Source organism: Methylobacterium oryzae (assembly GCF_036441375.1).
Classification (GTDB): Bacteria; Pseudomonadota; Alphaproteobacteria; order Rhizobiales; family Beijerinckiaceae; genus Methylobacterium; species Methylobacterium oryzae_A.
This window is the reverse complement of the sequence record NZ_MLCA01000016.1, coordinates 131,981-147,143: the sequence shown is the minus strand read 5'-3', so window position 1 is coordinate 147,143 and position 15,163 is coordinate 131,981. Positions and strand designations below refer to the sequence as shown.

Sequence of the window (15,163 nt, the reverse complement as noted above, 5' to 3'; positions counted from 1 at the left end):
GCGTTAGCGAAACGCAAAGGCTGTCCGGCTAGACTCGGCGCCGCGCCCCGCAGAACCGGCCGGCCATGATCGCGACACCGACTTTCCCCGATCTCTCCGCTCTTGTGGTCGACGAGAGTCTCTACATCCGCCGAATCGTGCGCGACATGCTGATGCGAGTCGGCATCAAGCGCGTGCTCGAAGCGCCGGACGGGGCCGAGGCGCTCGGCGTGCTCGCCGAGAGCAAGCCCGACATCAGCATCATCGACTGGGACCTGTCGATCCTCTCGGGCGAGGAGTTCATCCGGCTGGCGCGGACGCCGACCACCTCCCCCTGCCCCACGATCCCGATCATCCTGATGCTGGCCCAGCCCCGCCGCAACGTGGTCGACCGGGCGGTCGCGCTCGGCGTCAACGAGATCATCGCCAAGCCGTTCTCGCCCAAGACCCTGTGGTCGCGGCTGGACGAGGTGATCAACCGGCCCCGCCCCTACTCGCAGGTGAAGAGCCTCCTGCGCCCGATCCCGCGCAGGGCCAGCGCCATGAAGGCCGTCGCCTGACCGCGACCGCGATGGGACGTTGCAGTTCCCCGCCGAGCCTGTAGGGTCGCAGATCAAGAAAGGCCGAGCGCGCTGCTCAAGGCCGACCCGAAGGATCGACGGCCGCGCCGATGAGGGACGAGACCGCCGCGGCCGCGCCGTCCCGAATCCAGACCGGCGCGGTGCCGCTCCAGACGCAAGCCCCCGTGCCGGGCCGCGAGCGTCGCCGTGCCGCCTACGCGGCGCTCGATCTCGGCACCAACAATTGCCGCCTGCTGGTCGCGGAGCCGACCTTCAGCGGCTTCCGCGTGATCGATGCGTTCTCGCGGATCGTGCGCCTCGGCGAGGGCCTCGGCACGTCCGATCGCCTGAGCGAGGCGGCGATCGAGCGGACCGTGGAGGCCCTCCGGATCTGCCGGGCCAAGATGCAGGCCCGCGGCGTGCAGCGCGCCAAGATCATCGCCACGGAAGCCTGCCGCCTCGCGGTGAACGGCGCCGCCTTCGTGGAGCACGTGCGCCGCGGCGTCGGCCTCGACCTCGAGATCGTCGACCGGCAGACCGAGGCCTATCTCGCGGTCACCGGCTGCGCGGCGCTCGCGGATCCGCTGGCCGAATCGGTCATCATTTTCGACATCGGCGGCGGCTCGACCGAGATCGCGTGGCTGGACGGCGCGGCCGCCAACCCCTCGACCGACCCGACCCTGCGGATCCGGGCCTGGGATTCGCTGCCGGTCGGCGTTGTGACGCTGGCCGAGCGCCACGGCGGTGCCGAAGTCACCCGGCGCATGTTCGAGGGCATGGTCGAGGAGGTGGCCGAGAAGCTCTCAGCCTTCGCGCTCCGGGCCGCCCCCGCGGCGACGGCGCCGCATTTTCACCTCCTCGGCACCTCCGGGACCGTGACGACCATCGCGGCGATGCATCTGCGGCTCGCCCGCTACGAGCGGCGGCGCGTGGACGGATTGTGGATGAGCGACGACGCGGTCTCGACCGCCATCGACGATCTGCTCGACACGCGGCTGGAGCAGCGCGCCGACAACCCGTGCATCGGCCGCGACCGCGCCGATCTCGTGCTCGCGGGCTGCGCGATACTCGAGGCGATCCGCCGGGCATTCCCCTCGGAGCGCCTGCGCATCGCCGATCGCGGCCTGCGCGAAGGATTGCTGATGAACATGATGCGGGAGGACGGGGTCTGGAACCGGAAGGCGGTCCGATGAGGGCGGCGCGATGAGCGACCGGCGCGGCGGCGCGAGTTCCGGCGGCGGAGTTCGCGGCGACCTGAAGCAGCGGGTGAAGACCGGGCGCGGACGGACCCTGTCCCAGAAGCGCTGGCTCGAGCGCCAGCTCAACGATCCCTACGTGGCGCGCGCCAAGCGCGAGGGCTACCGGTCGCGGGCGGCCTACAAGCTCCTCGAGATCGACGAGCGCTACAAGCTCCTGCGGCCCGGCCAGAAGATCGTCGATCTCGGCGCCGCGCCGGGGGGCTGGTCGCAGGTCGCCGCGCGGGTGGTCGGGCCGACGGGCCGGGTCGTGGGCATCGATCTCCTGGAGATCGAGCCGATGGCCGGGGTCGAGTTCATCACCCTGGACTTCCTCGACCCCGAGGCCCCGGCGCGGCTGACCGGCATGCTGGGCGGCCCGGCCGACCTCGTGATGTCCGACATGGCCGCCAACGCCACCGGCCACAAGAAGACCGATCACCTCCGCATCATCGGCCTCGCCGAGACCGCGGCCGAATTCGCGCGCGAGATCCTGGGTCCCGGGGGCGCCTACCTCGCCAAAGTGCTCCAGGGCGGCACCGAGGGCGCGCTGCTCACCGACCTGAAGCGCGACTTCGCCACGGTGCGCCACGTCAAGCCCGCCGCGAGCCGGGCGGATTCGAGCGAGCTCTACGTCCTGGCGACCGGCTACCGCGGCACGACCGCCCGGGTCGCGCCCTCCGACGAGGACTGAGCCGCCCGGCGATGCTCCTCGCCTGGGCCCTGTCCGTGCTCAACCCGGCGCCGCTCTCGCTGCGCCGACTCGGCTATGTCCGGCAGAGCGGCCTGCTCCACGCCCGCTCGCGCCGCTGCCGGGCGGCCTGGGCGCCCCACCTCGCGCGGGCGCGGGGCGTGATCACGGCCGCCGCCGAGTCGACCCGGCAACGCCGGCACGCGGTGGTCCTCGGCTCGGGCCTGCTCGACGACGTGCCGCTCGGCGATCTCGCCCGCCTCTTCGACCGGGTCAGCCTCGTGGACGCCGCCCATCCCTGGCCGGCGCGCCTCGCCGCCCGCCGAAACGCGAAGGTCGCGCTCGTGACCGCCGACATCAGTGCCGGCCTCTCCGGGTCCTGGACCGATCGCTGCACCTCCGCGGACCTGATCGTCTCGGCGAATCTGCTGTCGCAGCTCCCGCTCGTCCCGATCGACGCTCACGAGGCAAGGGGTCGCGAGGCGCCGCCCCGGCTCGGCGCGCATCTCGTCGACGCCCACTTGGCGGCCCTGGACGCGCTCGCGCGACGCGTCGAGCGCGTCTGCCTGATCACCGACACGGTGCAGCGCGAGGAGGACCGGACCGGCCGCACCACCGACAGCCGCGACCTGCTGTTCGGGATCACTGTGCCGCCCGCGGAGGCGACCTGGGACTGGGAGATCGCGCCGTTCGGCGAGATCGGCCGAAGTCACCGCCTGATCCACCGGGTGAACGGCTACACCGACTGGAAGGCCGCGCGGCGCTGAGCCGGCCACGGAAAAGGCCGTCCCGGTTGCCCGGAACGGCCTCTCTACGGTGTCACCCGTGATGCTGGCTCACTCGGTCGGCGCGTCCGCCGCCGGCGTGGTCGCGCCCCCCTCGTCCGCGGCGCTCTCGAAGCGCGGGCGCCGACGGCGGCGGGGCTTGGCGGCCGGTGTCTCCTCGGCGGACGCCTCCGGCTCGGGAGCGCTGGACGGCTCGGCCGCGGCCGCGGGACGCGCCGGGGCCATCAGGAAGGCCGGCAGGCCCGTCGGCTCCTCGGCCTCCACGACCGGCGGCGCCTCGTGGTGATGCGCTCCTGGAGGGCGCCCATGTCGGTGGCGAGCGTCGGCTGGTAGCCCACCGCCGACGGGATGCGGCCGAGAAGCGCCGACACCTCGGAGCCCGCCTGGGTGAAGCGGAAGATGTTGTCGACGAAGAACAGCACGTCCTGGCCGTCGTCGCGGAACTGCTCGGCGATGGTCAGGCCGGTCAGGGCGACGCGCGCCGGACGGTCCTGCCGATCCTGACGGCCCTCGTGCCGCTCCGGGCGGAAATCCGGACGGCCGTAATCCTGGCGATCCTGCCGGTTCTCCTGCCGGTTCTCCTGGCGATAATCCTGCCGCTGGTAGTCCTGGCGCTGATAGTCCTGGCGCGGCTGATCCTGACGCCGGTAATCCTGGCGCCCGTTGTTGTCGAACCGGCGCTGATCGCGGTTCTGGAACCGGTCACGGCCCTGACGCCCGTCCTGGTTCCCGTCCGGCCGGCTCTCGTAGGGCTGCGGCTGCTGGCCGGGATCGTTGTCGTCGTAGCCGTTATAGCCGTGACCGTTCTGCGAACCGCCACTGCCCTGGCCGTCGTCGTCACCGTCCTCCATGTCGTCGTCGTAGGGACGACTGGCATATCCGCCGGTATTGGCCGGACGATTTTGATCCTGAGCGCCGGATACAATGCGGAAGTAGTGCTCGCCGTGCTGGAAGTAGTTCTCGGCCGCGACCGGGTCGCCGGCCGCCAGAGCATCCCGCGCGAGCTGCGCGTATTTGTCGGCGATGTGCTGCGCGGTGCCGCGGATTTTGACGTCGGGACCGTTGGATTCGTAGGAGCGCGTCAGCGGATTCGGACCCTTCGGCCGGTTCCGGCCGCGCATCCGTCGATTCTGGTTTGGTCTCATCGGTCTGTAATGACCCTCGTTCACGCAAACGACTGTCTACGGAGGCGCCCGGACGGATCTCGTGGCGCAGTCCGGCCAAGCGCATCCGGCGGCGCCGCGCGTGGGACCGCTCTTCGGTCCGCGCGTCTGCCTGACCATCCCTCGAACCGGGCGCCCGGTGAAAGCCGCCGATCCTCAGTCGATTGTCAGGTTCGAATGTGTCGTCCCGCCGCGCTGGTACCGGCGCGTTCTGGTTCGACGGTGTAGGGGGATCAGCGAACCAATCGGCGACCCGTGGTCACCTCCGACCTTACAGCCGTCCGTCTTAACGGACGGTTCGCGATCTTCAAGCTGACTCTAGCGTTCCCCAGTTGATGCAACAAGCAATTTTTCGGTGCCGGGATGGTCGACCCAGACTTAGGCATCCCTGTGGCCGGAAAAAAGGCCCTCCGGCCTGTCGAAACTCAGGACCCGGTCATGACCGGCGAGGTCGCGGGCCAATCCCTGCTCGCGATACCCGGCGGCGCGCGCCAGATCCGTCACGGACGCCGCCTGATCGTAGCCGATCTCCAGGACGAGCAGGCCGCCCGGGCCGAGCCGCGCGCCGGCGCCGTCGAGGATCCGCCGGTAGGCGTCGAGGCCGTCGGCGCCGCCGTCGAGGGCGGCGGCCGGATCGTGCCCGCGGACCTCGCGCTCCAGGGTCCCGATCACGTCGCTGGCGATGTAGGGCGGGTTCGAGACCACGAGGTCGAAACGGCCCTGCAGCGCGTCGCACCAGTCGCCGGCGACGAAGCGCGCTCGGTCGCCGACGCCGTTGGCGACAGCATTGTCCCGGGCGACGCGCAAGGCGCTCTCCGAGCGGTCGAGACCGACACCAGTGGCCCGCGGCCTCTCGGACAGGAGGGCCGTCAGGATGCAGCCCGTTCCGGTCCCGAGGTCCAAGAAACGAAGCGGCGCCGCGCGGTCGGGCCGCGCCGCCAGCGCGACCTCCACCAGGATCTCGGTGTCCGGGCGCGGCACGAGCGTGTCGGGACCCAGCCGGAACGGCAGACCCCAGAACTCCCAGCCGCCCAGGATGCGGGCGACCGGCTCGCCGGCGAGCCGCCGGGTCAGCGCCGCGTCGAGGGCGGCGGCCGCGTCCGCGCCGACGCGGCGGTGTCCCTCGATCAGGAGGTCGCGGGTCTCCAGACCGAGGATGCCGAGCAGGATGAACCGGGCGTCGCCCGCCGCCTCGGCGATGCCGCCGGCGTGCAGGCGGGCCGTCAGCGCGCGCAGCGCCTCGCGGCGGGACAGATCCTGCATCGAGTCCGGCATCGCGGCGCGGCTCAGGCCATGCCCTCGGCGGCCAGCAGCTCCGCCTGGTGCTCGGTGATCAGGGCGTCGACGACCTCGTCGAGGGCGGTCCCCGCCATGACCTCCTCCAGCTTGTAGAGGGTCAGGTTGATCCGATGGTCGGTCACCCGGCCCTGCGGGAAATTGTAGGTCCGGATGCGCTCGCTGCGGTCGCCGGAGCCGACCTGCGCCTTGCGATCTGCGGCCCGGGCCGAATCCTTGGCGCTGCGCTCGGCGTCGTAGAGCCGCGCCCGCAGGAGCGCCATGGCGCGGGCCCGGTTCTTGTGCTGCGACCGCTCCTCCTGGACGAAGACCACGATGCCGGTCGGCAGATGGGTGATGCGGATCGCCGATTCCGTCTTGTTGACGTGCTGGCCGCCCGCGCCCTGGGCCCGCATCGTGTCGATCTTCAGGTCCGCGTCGTTGACGTGGATGTCGACCTCCTCGGCCTCGGGCAGCACCGCCACGGTGGCGGCGGAGGTGTGGATCCGGCCCTGTGTCTCGGTGTCGGGCACCCGCTGCACCCGGTGGGCGCCGCTCTCGTATTTGAGGCGGGCGAAGACGCCCCGTCCCTTCACCTCGGCCACGACCTCGCGGAAACCGCCGACCGTGCCCTCGCTCTCCGAGATCACCTCGACGCGCCAGCCCTTGGACTCGGCGTATTTCGCGTACATCCGGAACAGGTCGCCGGCGAAGAGGGCCGCCTCGTCGCCGCCGGTGCCGGCGCGGACCTCGAGGATCGCGCTCTTCTCGTCGGCGGCGTCCTTCGGCAGGAGGAGCAGCTGGAGGTCCCGGTGGGCGGCTTCGAGCGCCCCCTGCGCCTCCGGCTTCTCGTCGGCCGCGAGCGCCCGCATCTCCGGATCGGTGCCCGGCTCATCGATCAGGGCCTCGACGCCCGCCAGATTCTCGAGGGCCGCGCGGTAGGTGCGGATCGCCGCCACCACCGGGTCGAGGTCGGACAGCTCGCGGGAGAGCTGGACCACCGTCTCGGGATCGATCTCGCCGGAGGCGAGCTGCGCGGTGACGATGTCGTGCCGCGCCAGGATGGCGTCGAGGCGCTCGGTTGGAAAGGGGATCATCGCCCGTGTTTCTGCAGGTCTGCGCGTGCCGTTCCGGGCCGGGCGCGGGTCTCGCCTCGGGGGCGGAGACGCGTGGCTTGGAGGGTTTGTGACCCGGCAGGACCTCCCCCAAATCCACGCCTCGTCCGTCCGAGAGCGGAATCCGCGGCGCGTCGACCGAAATCGTCGTGGCGTTGCCGTACAACCCCGGCCGAATGTTCGGCAAGGGTCGCGTACGCGCTTAGATAGGGATGCCGTGCGCGTGCGCGAAGGCCGTGAGCACCGGGCGCAGGGAATCGCCGTCGTGCATCCGCGCCATCTCCGCGTCGATGAGCGCGGCGACGGCGCCCGCGTCGAGGCTGAGCACCATCGCCTTGACCGGCCCGATGGCGGCCGGCGACATCGAGAGCTGCCGGTAGCCGAGGCCGATCAGCGCCATGGCGTCGAGGGGCCGGCCGCCGATCTCGCCGCAGACCGTCACCGGACACGAGGCCGCGTTGGCCCGCTCCGCGATCAGCCGGAAGGCGCGGAGCGCCGCGACGCTCAGCGGATCGAACCGGTCGGCGACCCGCCGATTCTCCCGATCGACCGCGAACAGGAACTGCATCAGGTCGTTCGAGCCCACCGACAGGAAATCGGCCTCCCGGGCGATCTCGTCGATCTGGAACAGGAGCGAGGGCACCTCGATCATGGCGCCGAGGCGGCAATCGGTCGGGAGCCGGTAGCCGTGGCGCTTCAGGTACGCCTTCTCGCGCTCGACGATGCCGCGCGCGCGCACGAACTCGTCCACCGTCGCGACCATCGGGAACATGATCTTGAGCGGGTCGCCGTCGGCGGCCTTCAGGAGGGCGCGCAGCTGCATGCGCAGCAGGGCCGGCCGGTCGAGGCCGATGCGGATCGCCCGCCAGCCCAGGGCCGGATTCTCCTCCTCGAGCTTGGCCATGTAGGGCAGGATCTTGTCGCCGCCGATGTCGAGGGTGCGGACCGTGACGGACTTGCCCGCCGAGGCGGCGAAGACCTTGCGGTACAGCTCCTCCTGCTCGGCCGCCGACGGCATGCGCTGCGCGACCATGAACTGGAGCTCTGTGCGGAACAGGCCGACGCCCTCGGCGCCCGTCTCCTGAAGGTGGCTGAAATCCACCAGCAGGCCGGCATTGAGGTGCAGGCCGACGCGCACGCCGTCGCGGGTCTGGGCCGGGACGTCGCGCAGCGCCCGGTACTGCTCCTGCCGGCGGGCGCGCAGCCGCACCATCTCGGCGTAGGCGGCCTCGACCTCGGGCCCGGGCCGGACATGGATCTCGCCGGCCACGCCGTCGACGATGATGGCGTCGCCCGCGTCGCACAGGGCGGTGGCGTTCTCCACCTCGCCAACGGCCGGGATGCCCAGAGCCCGGGCGACGATCGCCACGTGGCTGGTCGGGCCGCCCTCCTCCAGGACGATGCCGCGCAGGGTCGAGGCCTCGTAGTCGAGGAGCGCCGCCGGCCCCATGGTGCGCGCCACCAGGATGGCGTTCTCGGGCAGCACGACGGCCCCGGCCGCCTCGGAGCCGATCAGCGTCCGCAGCAGGCGGTTGGCGAGGTCGTCGAGGTCGTGCAGCCGCTCGCGCAGGTACGGATCGGATTGCCGCATCATCCGGGCGCGGTTATCCGACTGGACCCGCTCCACGGCGGCCTCGGCGGTGAGGCCCGAGGCCACGGCCTCGCGCATCCGCCGGAGCCAGCCCTTGTCGTGGGCGAACATCCGGACGGTCTCGAGCACCTCCCGGCTCTCGGCGGTGCCGATGCGGTCGCCGCGCTCCACCAGCGCGTCGATCGCCGAGCGCACCTCCTCGATGGCCGCGTCGAGGCGCGCGACCTCGCGCTCGACATTCTCGGCGATCAGCGTCTTCACCACGACGCGGGGCTCGTGCAGCACCACGTAGCCGAGGCCGATCCCGTCCGCGAGGGCGATGCCCCGGGCCAGGACCGGCCGGCGGGCCGCGGTGCCGGCGTCCGGCGCCAGACCTTCCAGCTCGCCCGAGGCGATCATCTCCGAGAGCACCATGGCGGTGGTCTGGAGCGCCTCGATCTCCTCCTCGGAATAGACGCGGTAGGTCTTGTTCTGGACCGTTAGCACGCCGAGCGTGTTGCCGGCGCGCAGCAGCGGCACGCCCAGGAAGGCGTGGTACGCCTCCTCGCCCGTCTCCGGCCTGTACGAGAAGGCCGGATGGTTCTGGGCGTCGGACAGGGAGAGCGGCTCGGCCGTGCGGGCGATGAGGCCGACGAGGCCCTCGTCGGTGCGCATCCGGGTCTGGTGGACCGCCTCGCGGTTCAGGCCCTCGGTGGCGAACAATTCAAGGGTGTTGTCGTCGCGCAGCACGTAGACCGAGCAGACCTCGGCCACGACGTTCGCGGCGATCAGGACGACGATGCGGTCGAGTCGCGCTTGGGGGCTGACCGGCTCCGCCATCGCTTCGCGGAGGCGGCGCAGCAGCAGGCGCGGGCCTCCGGGCGCAGCGGGCATCTTTTCGTCGTTCCAGCGTCGGTGAGTGGCCTTGGCGTCGACCACCCTGCAACCTTGGCGCCAAGCCCGGGACGGCCGGCGCCGGATGGACCGGACCGCTGGTCCCAGAGGCGCTCTGGAAACGGCGGATCGGCCCGTGACTGTTCAGTTCACACCACGCGCCCCGCTTGAACCCGCGTCGTCCCAGGCTCAGGCCTGATCCAGGCCGTATAGCGAGTGAAGCGTGCGCACGGCAAGCTCCGTATAGGCGGCGTCGATCAGCACGGAGAACTTGATCTCCGAAGTGGTGATCGCGCGGATGTTGATTCCCTTCTCTGCGAGGGCCCGGAACGCCTTGGCGGCGACGCCCGCGTGGCTGCGCATCCCGACGCCGATCGCCGACACTTTCACCACGTCGGTGGCGCCCTCGATCTGCGCGTAGCCGATCTGCGTGCGGGCCTCGTCGAGGATGGCGCGCGACCGCTGATACTCCGAGGCCGGCACCGTGAAGGTCATGTCGGTGGTCGACTGGTCGCCCGACACGGTCTGGATGATCATGTCGACGTTGATGTTGGCGTCCGCCAGCGGCCCGAAGATGGCGGCGGCGACGCCCGGACTGTCCTTGACCTTGCGCAGGGTGATCTGCGCCTCGTCCCGGGAGAAGGCGATCCCGGTGATGATCTGCTGTTCCACGATGTCGTCCTCGTCGCAGATGAGGGTGCCCGGGCGCGCGGCGTCCGGCGGATCGAAGGAGGACCGGACCGTGGTCGGCACACGGTGAACCATGGCGAGTTCCACCGAGCGGACCTGCAGCACCTTGGCGCCCAGGGAGGCCATCTCCAGCATCTCCTCGAAGGTCACCCGCTCCATGCGGCGGGCCTTCGGGACGATGCGCGGATCGGTGGTGTAGACGCCGTCCACGTCCGTGTAGATGTCGCAGCGCTCGGCCCCGATCGCGGCCGCGACCGCGACCGCGGAGGTGTCGGAGCCGCCGCGGCCCAGCGTCGTCACCCGGCCGGTCTCGGCATGGACGCCCTGGAATCCGGCGATGACCGCGACCTCGCCCTTGGCGAAGCCCGCCTCGAGATTCTTCGGGTCGATCTCGGCGATGCGGGCCGAGCCGTGCGCGTCCGAGGTCACGACCGGGATCTGCCAGCCCTGCCAGGAGCGGGCCTTGATCCCGTCCTTCTGGAGGGCGATGGCCAGGAGACCCGCGGTGACGAGCTCGCCCGAGGCGACGACAGCGTCGTACTCGCGCGGATCGTAGAGCGCGTTCGCGTCCTTGACCCAGTCGACCAGTTCGTTGGTCTTGCCCGACATGGCCGACACGATCACGGCGACGTCGTAACCGGCCGCGACCTCGCGGGCGACGTGGCGCGCCACGTTGCGGATACGGTCGACGTTGGCGACGGAGGTGCCGCCGAATTTCATCACCAGACGGGGCATGGTCTCTCGGTCGCAGGTTCCCGGTGGCGATTGGACGGACCGCTGCAGCTCGGTCCGGACGGTGCCCGGCGGGTACAAGCGGCTCGGGGGAGTGTCAACAACCGGCCAGGCATGGCGCCCGCGCGCCGCGGCGACTTCCGGCCGGTCCCCATGCTAGAGCGCGGGCACGACGCGGCGCGGCGCATCCCGCCCGCCGGCAAGAGGACGGAACGCGCATGGACAGGGCAGCCACGGACCGGTTCACGGACGGGTTCGTCGACCGCGGCGAGGTTGCGCGCTTCGACGCGCTCGCCGCCACGTGGTGGGACGAGACCGGCCCGATGCGCGTCCTGCACCGGTTCAACCCGGTCCGGCTCGCCTATATCCGCGACGCCCTGTGCCGGCGGTTCGGCCGCGATCCGAGGGCCCCCTTCCCCCTCGACGGGCTGACGATCTGCGATGTCGGGTGCGGCGGCGGCGTCCTCTCGGAGCCCCTCGCCCGGCTCGGCGCCCGGGTGACCGGGCTCGATCCGGCCGAGCAGAACATCGCGGTCGCCCGGGCCCATGCCGAGGCGGCGGGCGTGCCGGTGGATTACCGCGGGCAGACGATCGAGGCGGTGGTCGCCGGCGGCGAGCGCTTCGACGCGGTGCTGATCATGGAGGTTGTGGAGCACGTCTCCGACATGCGCGCCTTCGTGCGGACCGCCTGCGCGGGCGTGAAGCCGGGCGGCCTGCTGTTCGGCGCCACGCTCAACCGGACGCTGCGCTCCTTCGCGCTCGCCATCGTCGGGGCCGAGTACGTGCTCGGCTGGCTGCCGCGAGGCACGCACGACTGGCAGAAATTCGTGACCCCCGACGAATTCGCCCGCGCCATCCGGGCCGGGGGACTCGACGTCACCGACACGGTAGGGGTCGTCTACAACCCCCTCACGGACGGATGGCGCACCGGCCGCGACAGTGCGGTGAACTATATGGTCGCGGCCGAGCGTTCGGCGTGAACGGGTCGCGTCCCGCGCCGTTGGCGTCGCGGCGGAGGACGCGGCGATGCTCGAGAAGGTACCCGGTGTGGTCGGCGAGGCCCTGTCGGGCCTGAAGGCGGGCCTGGACAAGACGGCGACGCGCGCCGACTTTTCCGATGTTCCCGAGAGCGTGACGCTGTCGAGCTCCGCCTTCGCGGACGGGGCGGACATGCCGGCCCGCTTCACGGCCGACGGCGCGGGCGTGTCGCCGCCCCTCGCATGGCGTGGGCTGCCGGACAGCACCGCCGCCCTGGTCCTCCTGGTGGAGGATGCGGGAAGCCCGACGCCCCGGCCGCTGGTCCACCTCATCGCCTGGGCGATTCCGCCGGAGCCGGCCGAGCTGCCGGAGGGCGCGCTGCCCAGTCCCGGCCGCGCCGGGGCCGGCCTGCCGCTCGGCCGGAACAGCTTCCTGCGCCCGGAATGGCTCCCGCCGGACCCGCCCACCGGCCACGGCGCGCATGCTTACGTCTTCCAGCTCTACGCGCTGCGGCAGCCCCTTTCTCTGGCCGAGGCGCCGGGTCGCGGCGCCCTGATCGAGGCCATGCGCGGGCGGGTCCTCGCCAAGGGCACATTGACCGGCGTTTACCATCGTTCCTGATGGAGCGGTCACCACCGGGATACAGCTCTGCCCCGCTGATGCCGCGCGTTGTGCCGCATTCGTGATCTCAGTATTGTGTCGACCACTAAAGTCGTCTGGGCAGACCGACTGAAAATGGCTGGAGATCGAGCCTGTGGGCGTCGACGTTCGCACGAAGCGGCGGGGCGGCAGCAGCGTGGCGCGCGCGCTCGCTGTGTCCGATGTCGGGACCTGGACCTGGGACATCGCCGACGACGTCCTCCGGTGTGACGCCGTCGCCGCGGCGATGCTGGGTCTCCCGCGCGCCAAGGGCGACCGCGGAACGACCTTCGCGGAGTTCCTGAAACGCATCCACCCGGACGATCAGCGGCGGATCGGGTCGATCATCGACGACCTGCGCCGGCAGGGCGGCCTGTACATCGCGCAGTACCGGACGGTCCCGGCGCCGGGCGAGATCCGCTGGGTGCTGGCCCGGGGCCGCTACATCCGGAACGCCGAGGGTTCGGTGAGCGAGGCCCACGGGATCGTCATCGACGTCACCGAGTGCGGTCGCGACGGCTTCCTCGACGAGGCCGCCTTCTGCGCGACGGACGTGGCGGCGGGCGGGATCGACCGAATCGCCGAGATGGCGCTGGCCCTGTACACCGCGGCCGAGGACGGCCTGCCGCGTCCCGGTTTCGAGCGCCTGAAGCCGCTGCTCGACGTGCTGCTGCACGAGATCGGCCGGCAACTCGTGCTCGCGCCGGCCATGCCGGATCTCGACAGCGTCCACTGAGCCGGGCCGCCCCGGCGAGGCCGGCTGCGCCTTGCCTTGTGGTGGCGAATCCTGATATGGCCGCGCCATCCCGCGATGCGTGAGCCGTGATCGCCGGACGCGATCGCGCGTCCTGCCTCGTGACCACGTTCCCGATACCCTATCACATGGACGGCCCTCCGGGCTCGAGAGACCGATGAAGATCCGCAACTCCCTCAAGTCCCTGCGTGGCCGCCACCGCGACAACCAGCTCGTGCGCCGCAAGGGCCGGGTCTACGTGATCAACAAGACCCAGAAGCGCTTCAAGGCCCGCCAGGGCTGAGGCTGCGCCGCCCGGGCGCGAGCCGGGACGGACGGCAGCGAACATGGGACGGCCGTGCCCGACGGGGCGCGGCCGTTTCCGCATGCGCGCGGCACCGCGGCACGTTGACGGATGCCGGGCCGGCGCACAGTCTGGCGACATGATGCCGACCCGCCTCATCGCCGCCCTGGTCTGCCTGTCGGCCCTCGCCGTCGGAATGCCGGCGGCGCAGGCGGCACCGGAGACGGCGCGTCCCGGTCGCGCGGCCCCCGAGGCGAAGCCGGCGCCGAAGCCGCCGAGCCTCGACGAGCTGTTCGCCCGCCTGCGCGTCAGCGAGGATCCGGCGGAGTCGAAGGGCATCGCCCGGCTCATCGAGCGGCGGATGGCCGGATCCGGCAGCCCGACCGTCGACCTGCTCACCGACCGTGCCCGTCAGGCCGTCACCGCCCACGACTTCCCCCTGGCGGCGGAGCTGATGGACCGCGTCACGGCCCTGGAGCCCAACTGGTCGGAGGGGTGGAACCGCCGCGCCACGGTGTTCTGGCTCCTGTCCGACAAGGACGACGCCCTCGCGGACCTCCAGCGGGCCCTGGTGCTCGAGCCGCGCCACTTCGAGGCCTGGGCCGCGATGGGCCGGATCTACGAATCGCTCGACGACAAGGCGCGGGCCCTGGCCGCCTTCCGGCGGGCGCGGACGCTCTACCCGCAGATGGAGAAGATCGGCGAGGCGATCAACCGTCTCACTCCGGAGGTCGACGGCCGCGACCTGTGACCCGGGTGACCGCCGTCCTCATCGCCGTGCTGGCGCTGCCCCTCGCTCTGGCCGGGCTCGTCCTGGCAGCCGGCGCGCTGGCGACCCTGGTCATCACGCTCCGGGTCGGAGACGCCAACCCGCCCGCGGGCCCGTTCGTCGCGGTCACCGGCGGGCGGCTCGCGACCTTGCAGGACGGCCCTGCCGACGGGCCGCCCGTGGTGCTCCTGCACGGCGCCTCGGCCAACGCGTCGGATCCCATGGAGGGGATCGGCCGCCGGCTCGCTGCCCGGGGCTTCCGGGTCATCGCCTTCGACCGGCCGGGTTTCGGCTGGAGCGACCGGATCAACGGCGGCGACGCCGCGGCCCCCTCCGTGCAGGCCGGTCTGATCGCGGAGGCGCTGGACCGCATGGGCGTCGGCCCGGCGCTCGTCTTCGGGCATTCCTGGGCCGGCGCCCTGGCCCTGGCCCTCGCCCTGGATCATCCGGAAAGGGTCTCGGCGCTCGCCCTCGCGGCGCCGGTGGCGATGCCGATGCCGGACCGGATGCCCGACCTGCCCTGGTACTGGCGGCTCGCCGTCACCCCGCCGGTGGCGTGGCTGCTCAGCCGGACGGTCGGGCCGCCCATCGCGCGGCATTTTTTACCCGAGGCGGCGCGCCGGGTCTTCCAGCCGCAACCGCCGCAGGCGGATTACCCGGAACGGGCGCGGTCGGACCTGGTCCTGCGGCCAGCGACGCTGCTCGCGAACGTCCAGGACCTGCTCGGCCTGTCGCGCGCCCTCGCGGCGCAGAGCCCGCGCTACGGCGCGATCCGCGTTCCCACCCTGGTGATCTCCGGCGAGGCCGACCCGATCGTCCGCGCCGACGCGCAGGCGGTGCCGCTGGCGCGCGCGATACCCGGCGCGCGGCTGGTCCTGCTTCCGGGCATCGGCCACATGCTCCAGTACGTGGCCGCCGAACGCGTTGCCGAGGAGATCGCCCGGCTCGCCGGCGCGACGGGCGCGGCCGGTCCGGAGCCGGCCGCCGCGCACTGAGACGCCCGGCGACCCGCCCCGCCTGCCGTTTCCGCAGTCGCTCCGGCGAACCCGAA

The 15,163-nt window shown here is 71.9% G+C and carries 16 protein-coding genes; 10 read left to right on the top strand and 6 right to left on the bottom strand.

The annotated features are described in order from the left end of the window. The first annotated feature begins 65 nt into the window (after positions 1 to 65). The 4 genes from MOTC310_RS29875 (at position 66) to MOTC310_RS29860 (ending at position 3,232) form a co-directional block, all read left to right on the top strand. Positions 66 to 539 carry a response regulator gene (locus MOTC310_RS29875; RefSeq protein WP_012317168.1) on the top strand — a complete coding sequence of 158 codons (474 nt, stop codon included), beginning with the start codon at positions 66 to 68 and terminating at the stop codon, positions 537 to 539. 110 nt (positions 540 to 649) lie between these two features. Beyond that, positions 650 to 1,732 (top strand): Ppx/GppA phosphatase family protein, encoded by a 1,083-nt coding sequence (locus MOTC310_RS29870; protein ID WP_331292211.1) that lies wholly within the window; start codon positions 650 to 652, stop codon positions 1,730 to 1,732. Positions 1,733 to 1,742: 10 nt separating this feature from the next. Next, complete coding sequence (locus MOTC310_RS29865; protein ID WP_331292212.1) at positions 1,743 to 2,468, top strand: RlmE family RNA methyltransferase; 726 nt, start codon at positions 1,743 to 1,745, stop codon at positions 2,466 to 2,468. A gap of 11 nt (positions 2,469 to 2,479) precedes the next feature. Further along, positions 2,480 to 3,232 carry a hypothetical protein gene (locus MOTC310_RS29860; RefSeq protein WP_331304377.1) on the top strand — a complete coding sequence of 251 codons (753 nt, stop codon included), beginning with the start codon at positions 2,480 to 2,482 and terminating at the stop codon, positions 3,230 to 3,232. A 69-nt stretch (positions 3,233 to 3,301) separates the two neighbouring features. On the opposite strand, the gene MOTC310_RS29855 is transcribed toward MOTC310_RS29860, so the two are convergent. From MOTC310_RS29855 to MOTC310_RS29830, 6 genes are all read right to left on the bottom strand, one after another. Further along, positions 3,302 to 3,514: a hypothetical protein gene (locus MOTC310_RS29855; RefSeq protein ID WP_331304376.1), complete on the bottom strand. Its 213-nt coding sequence runs from the start codon at positions 3,512 to 3,514 to the stop codon at positions 3,302 to 3,304. Further along, on the bottom strand, positions 3,475 to 4,371 hold the full coding sequence (locus tag MOTC310_RS29850) for a DUF4167 domain-containing protein (RefSeq protein WP_331304375.1): 897 nt from the start codon (positions 4,369 to 4,371) through the stop codon (positions 3,475 to 3,477). Before MOTC310_RS29850 ends, MOTC310_RS29855 begins: the two co-directional genes overlap by 40 nt. Before the next feature lie 420 nt (positions 4,372 to 4,791). After that, positions 4,792 to 5,676 (bottom strand): peptide chain release factor N(5)-glutamine methyltransferase, encoded by an 885-nt coding sequence (prmC, locus tag MOTC310_RS29845; RefSeq protein WP_331304374.1) that lies wholly within the window; start codon positions 5,674 to 5,676, stop codon positions 4,792 to 4,794. A gap of 23 nt (positions 5,677 to 5,699) precedes the next feature. Then, positions 5,700 to 6,785: a peptide chain release factor 1 gene (gene prfA, locus MOTC310_RS29840; protein WP_331304373.1), complete on the bottom strand. Its 1,086-nt coding sequence runs from the start codon at positions 6,783 to 6,785 to the stop codon at positions 5,700 to 5,702. Positions 6,786 to 7,005: 220 nt separating this feature from the next. Beyond that, positions 7,006 to 9,267, bottom strand: a complete 2,262-nt coding sequence (gene ptsP, locus MOTC310_RS29835) for a phosphoenolpyruvate--protein phosphotransferase (protein WP_331304372.1) — start codon at positions 9,265 to 9,267, stop codon at positions 7,006 to 7,008. Positions 9,268 to 9,456: 189 nt separating this feature from the next. Continuing rightward, entirely contained in the window at positions 9,457 to 10,692 is a 1,236-nt protein-coding gene (locus MOTC310_RS29830; RefSeq protein ID WP_331292218.1) for an aspartate kinase, read from the bottom strand. A 215-nt stretch (positions 10,693 to 10,907) separates the two neighbouring features. On the opposite strand from MOTC310_RS29830, the gene ubiG reads away from it, so the two are divergent. The 6 genes from ubiG to MOTC310_RS29800 all read left to right on the top strand — a co-directional run bounded on the left by ubiG (position 10,908) and on the right by MOTC310_RS29800 (position 15,107). Beyond that, positions 10,908 to 11,669, top strand: a complete 762-nt coding sequence (gene ubiG / locus MOTC310_RS29825; RefSeq protein ID WP_331304371.1) for a bifunctional 2-polyprenyl-6-hydroxyphenol methylase/3-demethylubiquinol 3-O-methyltransferase UbiG — start codon at positions 10,908 to 10,910, stop codon at positions 11,667 to 11,669. Positions 11,670 to 11,715: 46 nt separating this feature from the next. Next, the gene (locus MOTC310_RS29820; protein ID WP_331304370.1) at positions 11,716 to 12,288 is read left to right on the top strand and encodes a YbhB/YbcL family Raf kinase inhibitor-like protein; all 573 of its coding nucleotides are present in this window, start codon (positions 11,716 to 11,718) and stop codon (positions 12,286 to 12,288) included. 133 nt (positions 12,289 to 12,421) lie between these two features. Next, positions 12,422 to 13,042: a PAS domain-containing protein gene (locus tag MOTC310_RS29815; protein WP_331304369.1), complete on the top strand. Its 621-nt coding sequence runs from the start codon at positions 12,422 to 12,424 to the stop codon at positions 13,040 to 13,042. A gap of 175 nt (positions 13,043 to 13,217) precedes the next feature. Next, complete coding sequence (ykgO, locus tag MOTC310_RS29810; RefSeq protein ID WP_003601867.1) at positions 13,218 to 13,343, top strand: type B 50S ribosomal protein L36; 126 nt, start codon at positions 13,218 to 13,220, stop codon at positions 13,341 to 13,343. Positions 13,344 to 13,482: 139 nt separating this feature from the next. Continuing rightward, positions 13,483 to 14,094: a tetratricopeptide repeat protein gene (locus MOTC310_RS29805; protein WP_331304368.1), complete on the top strand. Its 612-nt coding sequence runs from the start codon at positions 13,483 to 13,485 to the stop codon at positions 14,092 to 14,094. Beyond that, positions 14,091 to 15,107 carry an alpha/beta fold hydrolase gene (locus MOTC310_RS29800; RefSeq protein WP_331304367.1) on the top strand — a complete coding sequence of 339 codons (1,017 nt, stop codon included), beginning with the start codon at positions 14,091 to 14,093 and terminating at the stop codon, positions 15,105 to 15,107. The genes MOTC310_RS29805 and MOTC310_RS29800 overlap by 4 nt, the downstream gene beginning before the upstream one ends. Positions 15,108 to 15,163 lie beyond the last annotated feature (56 nt).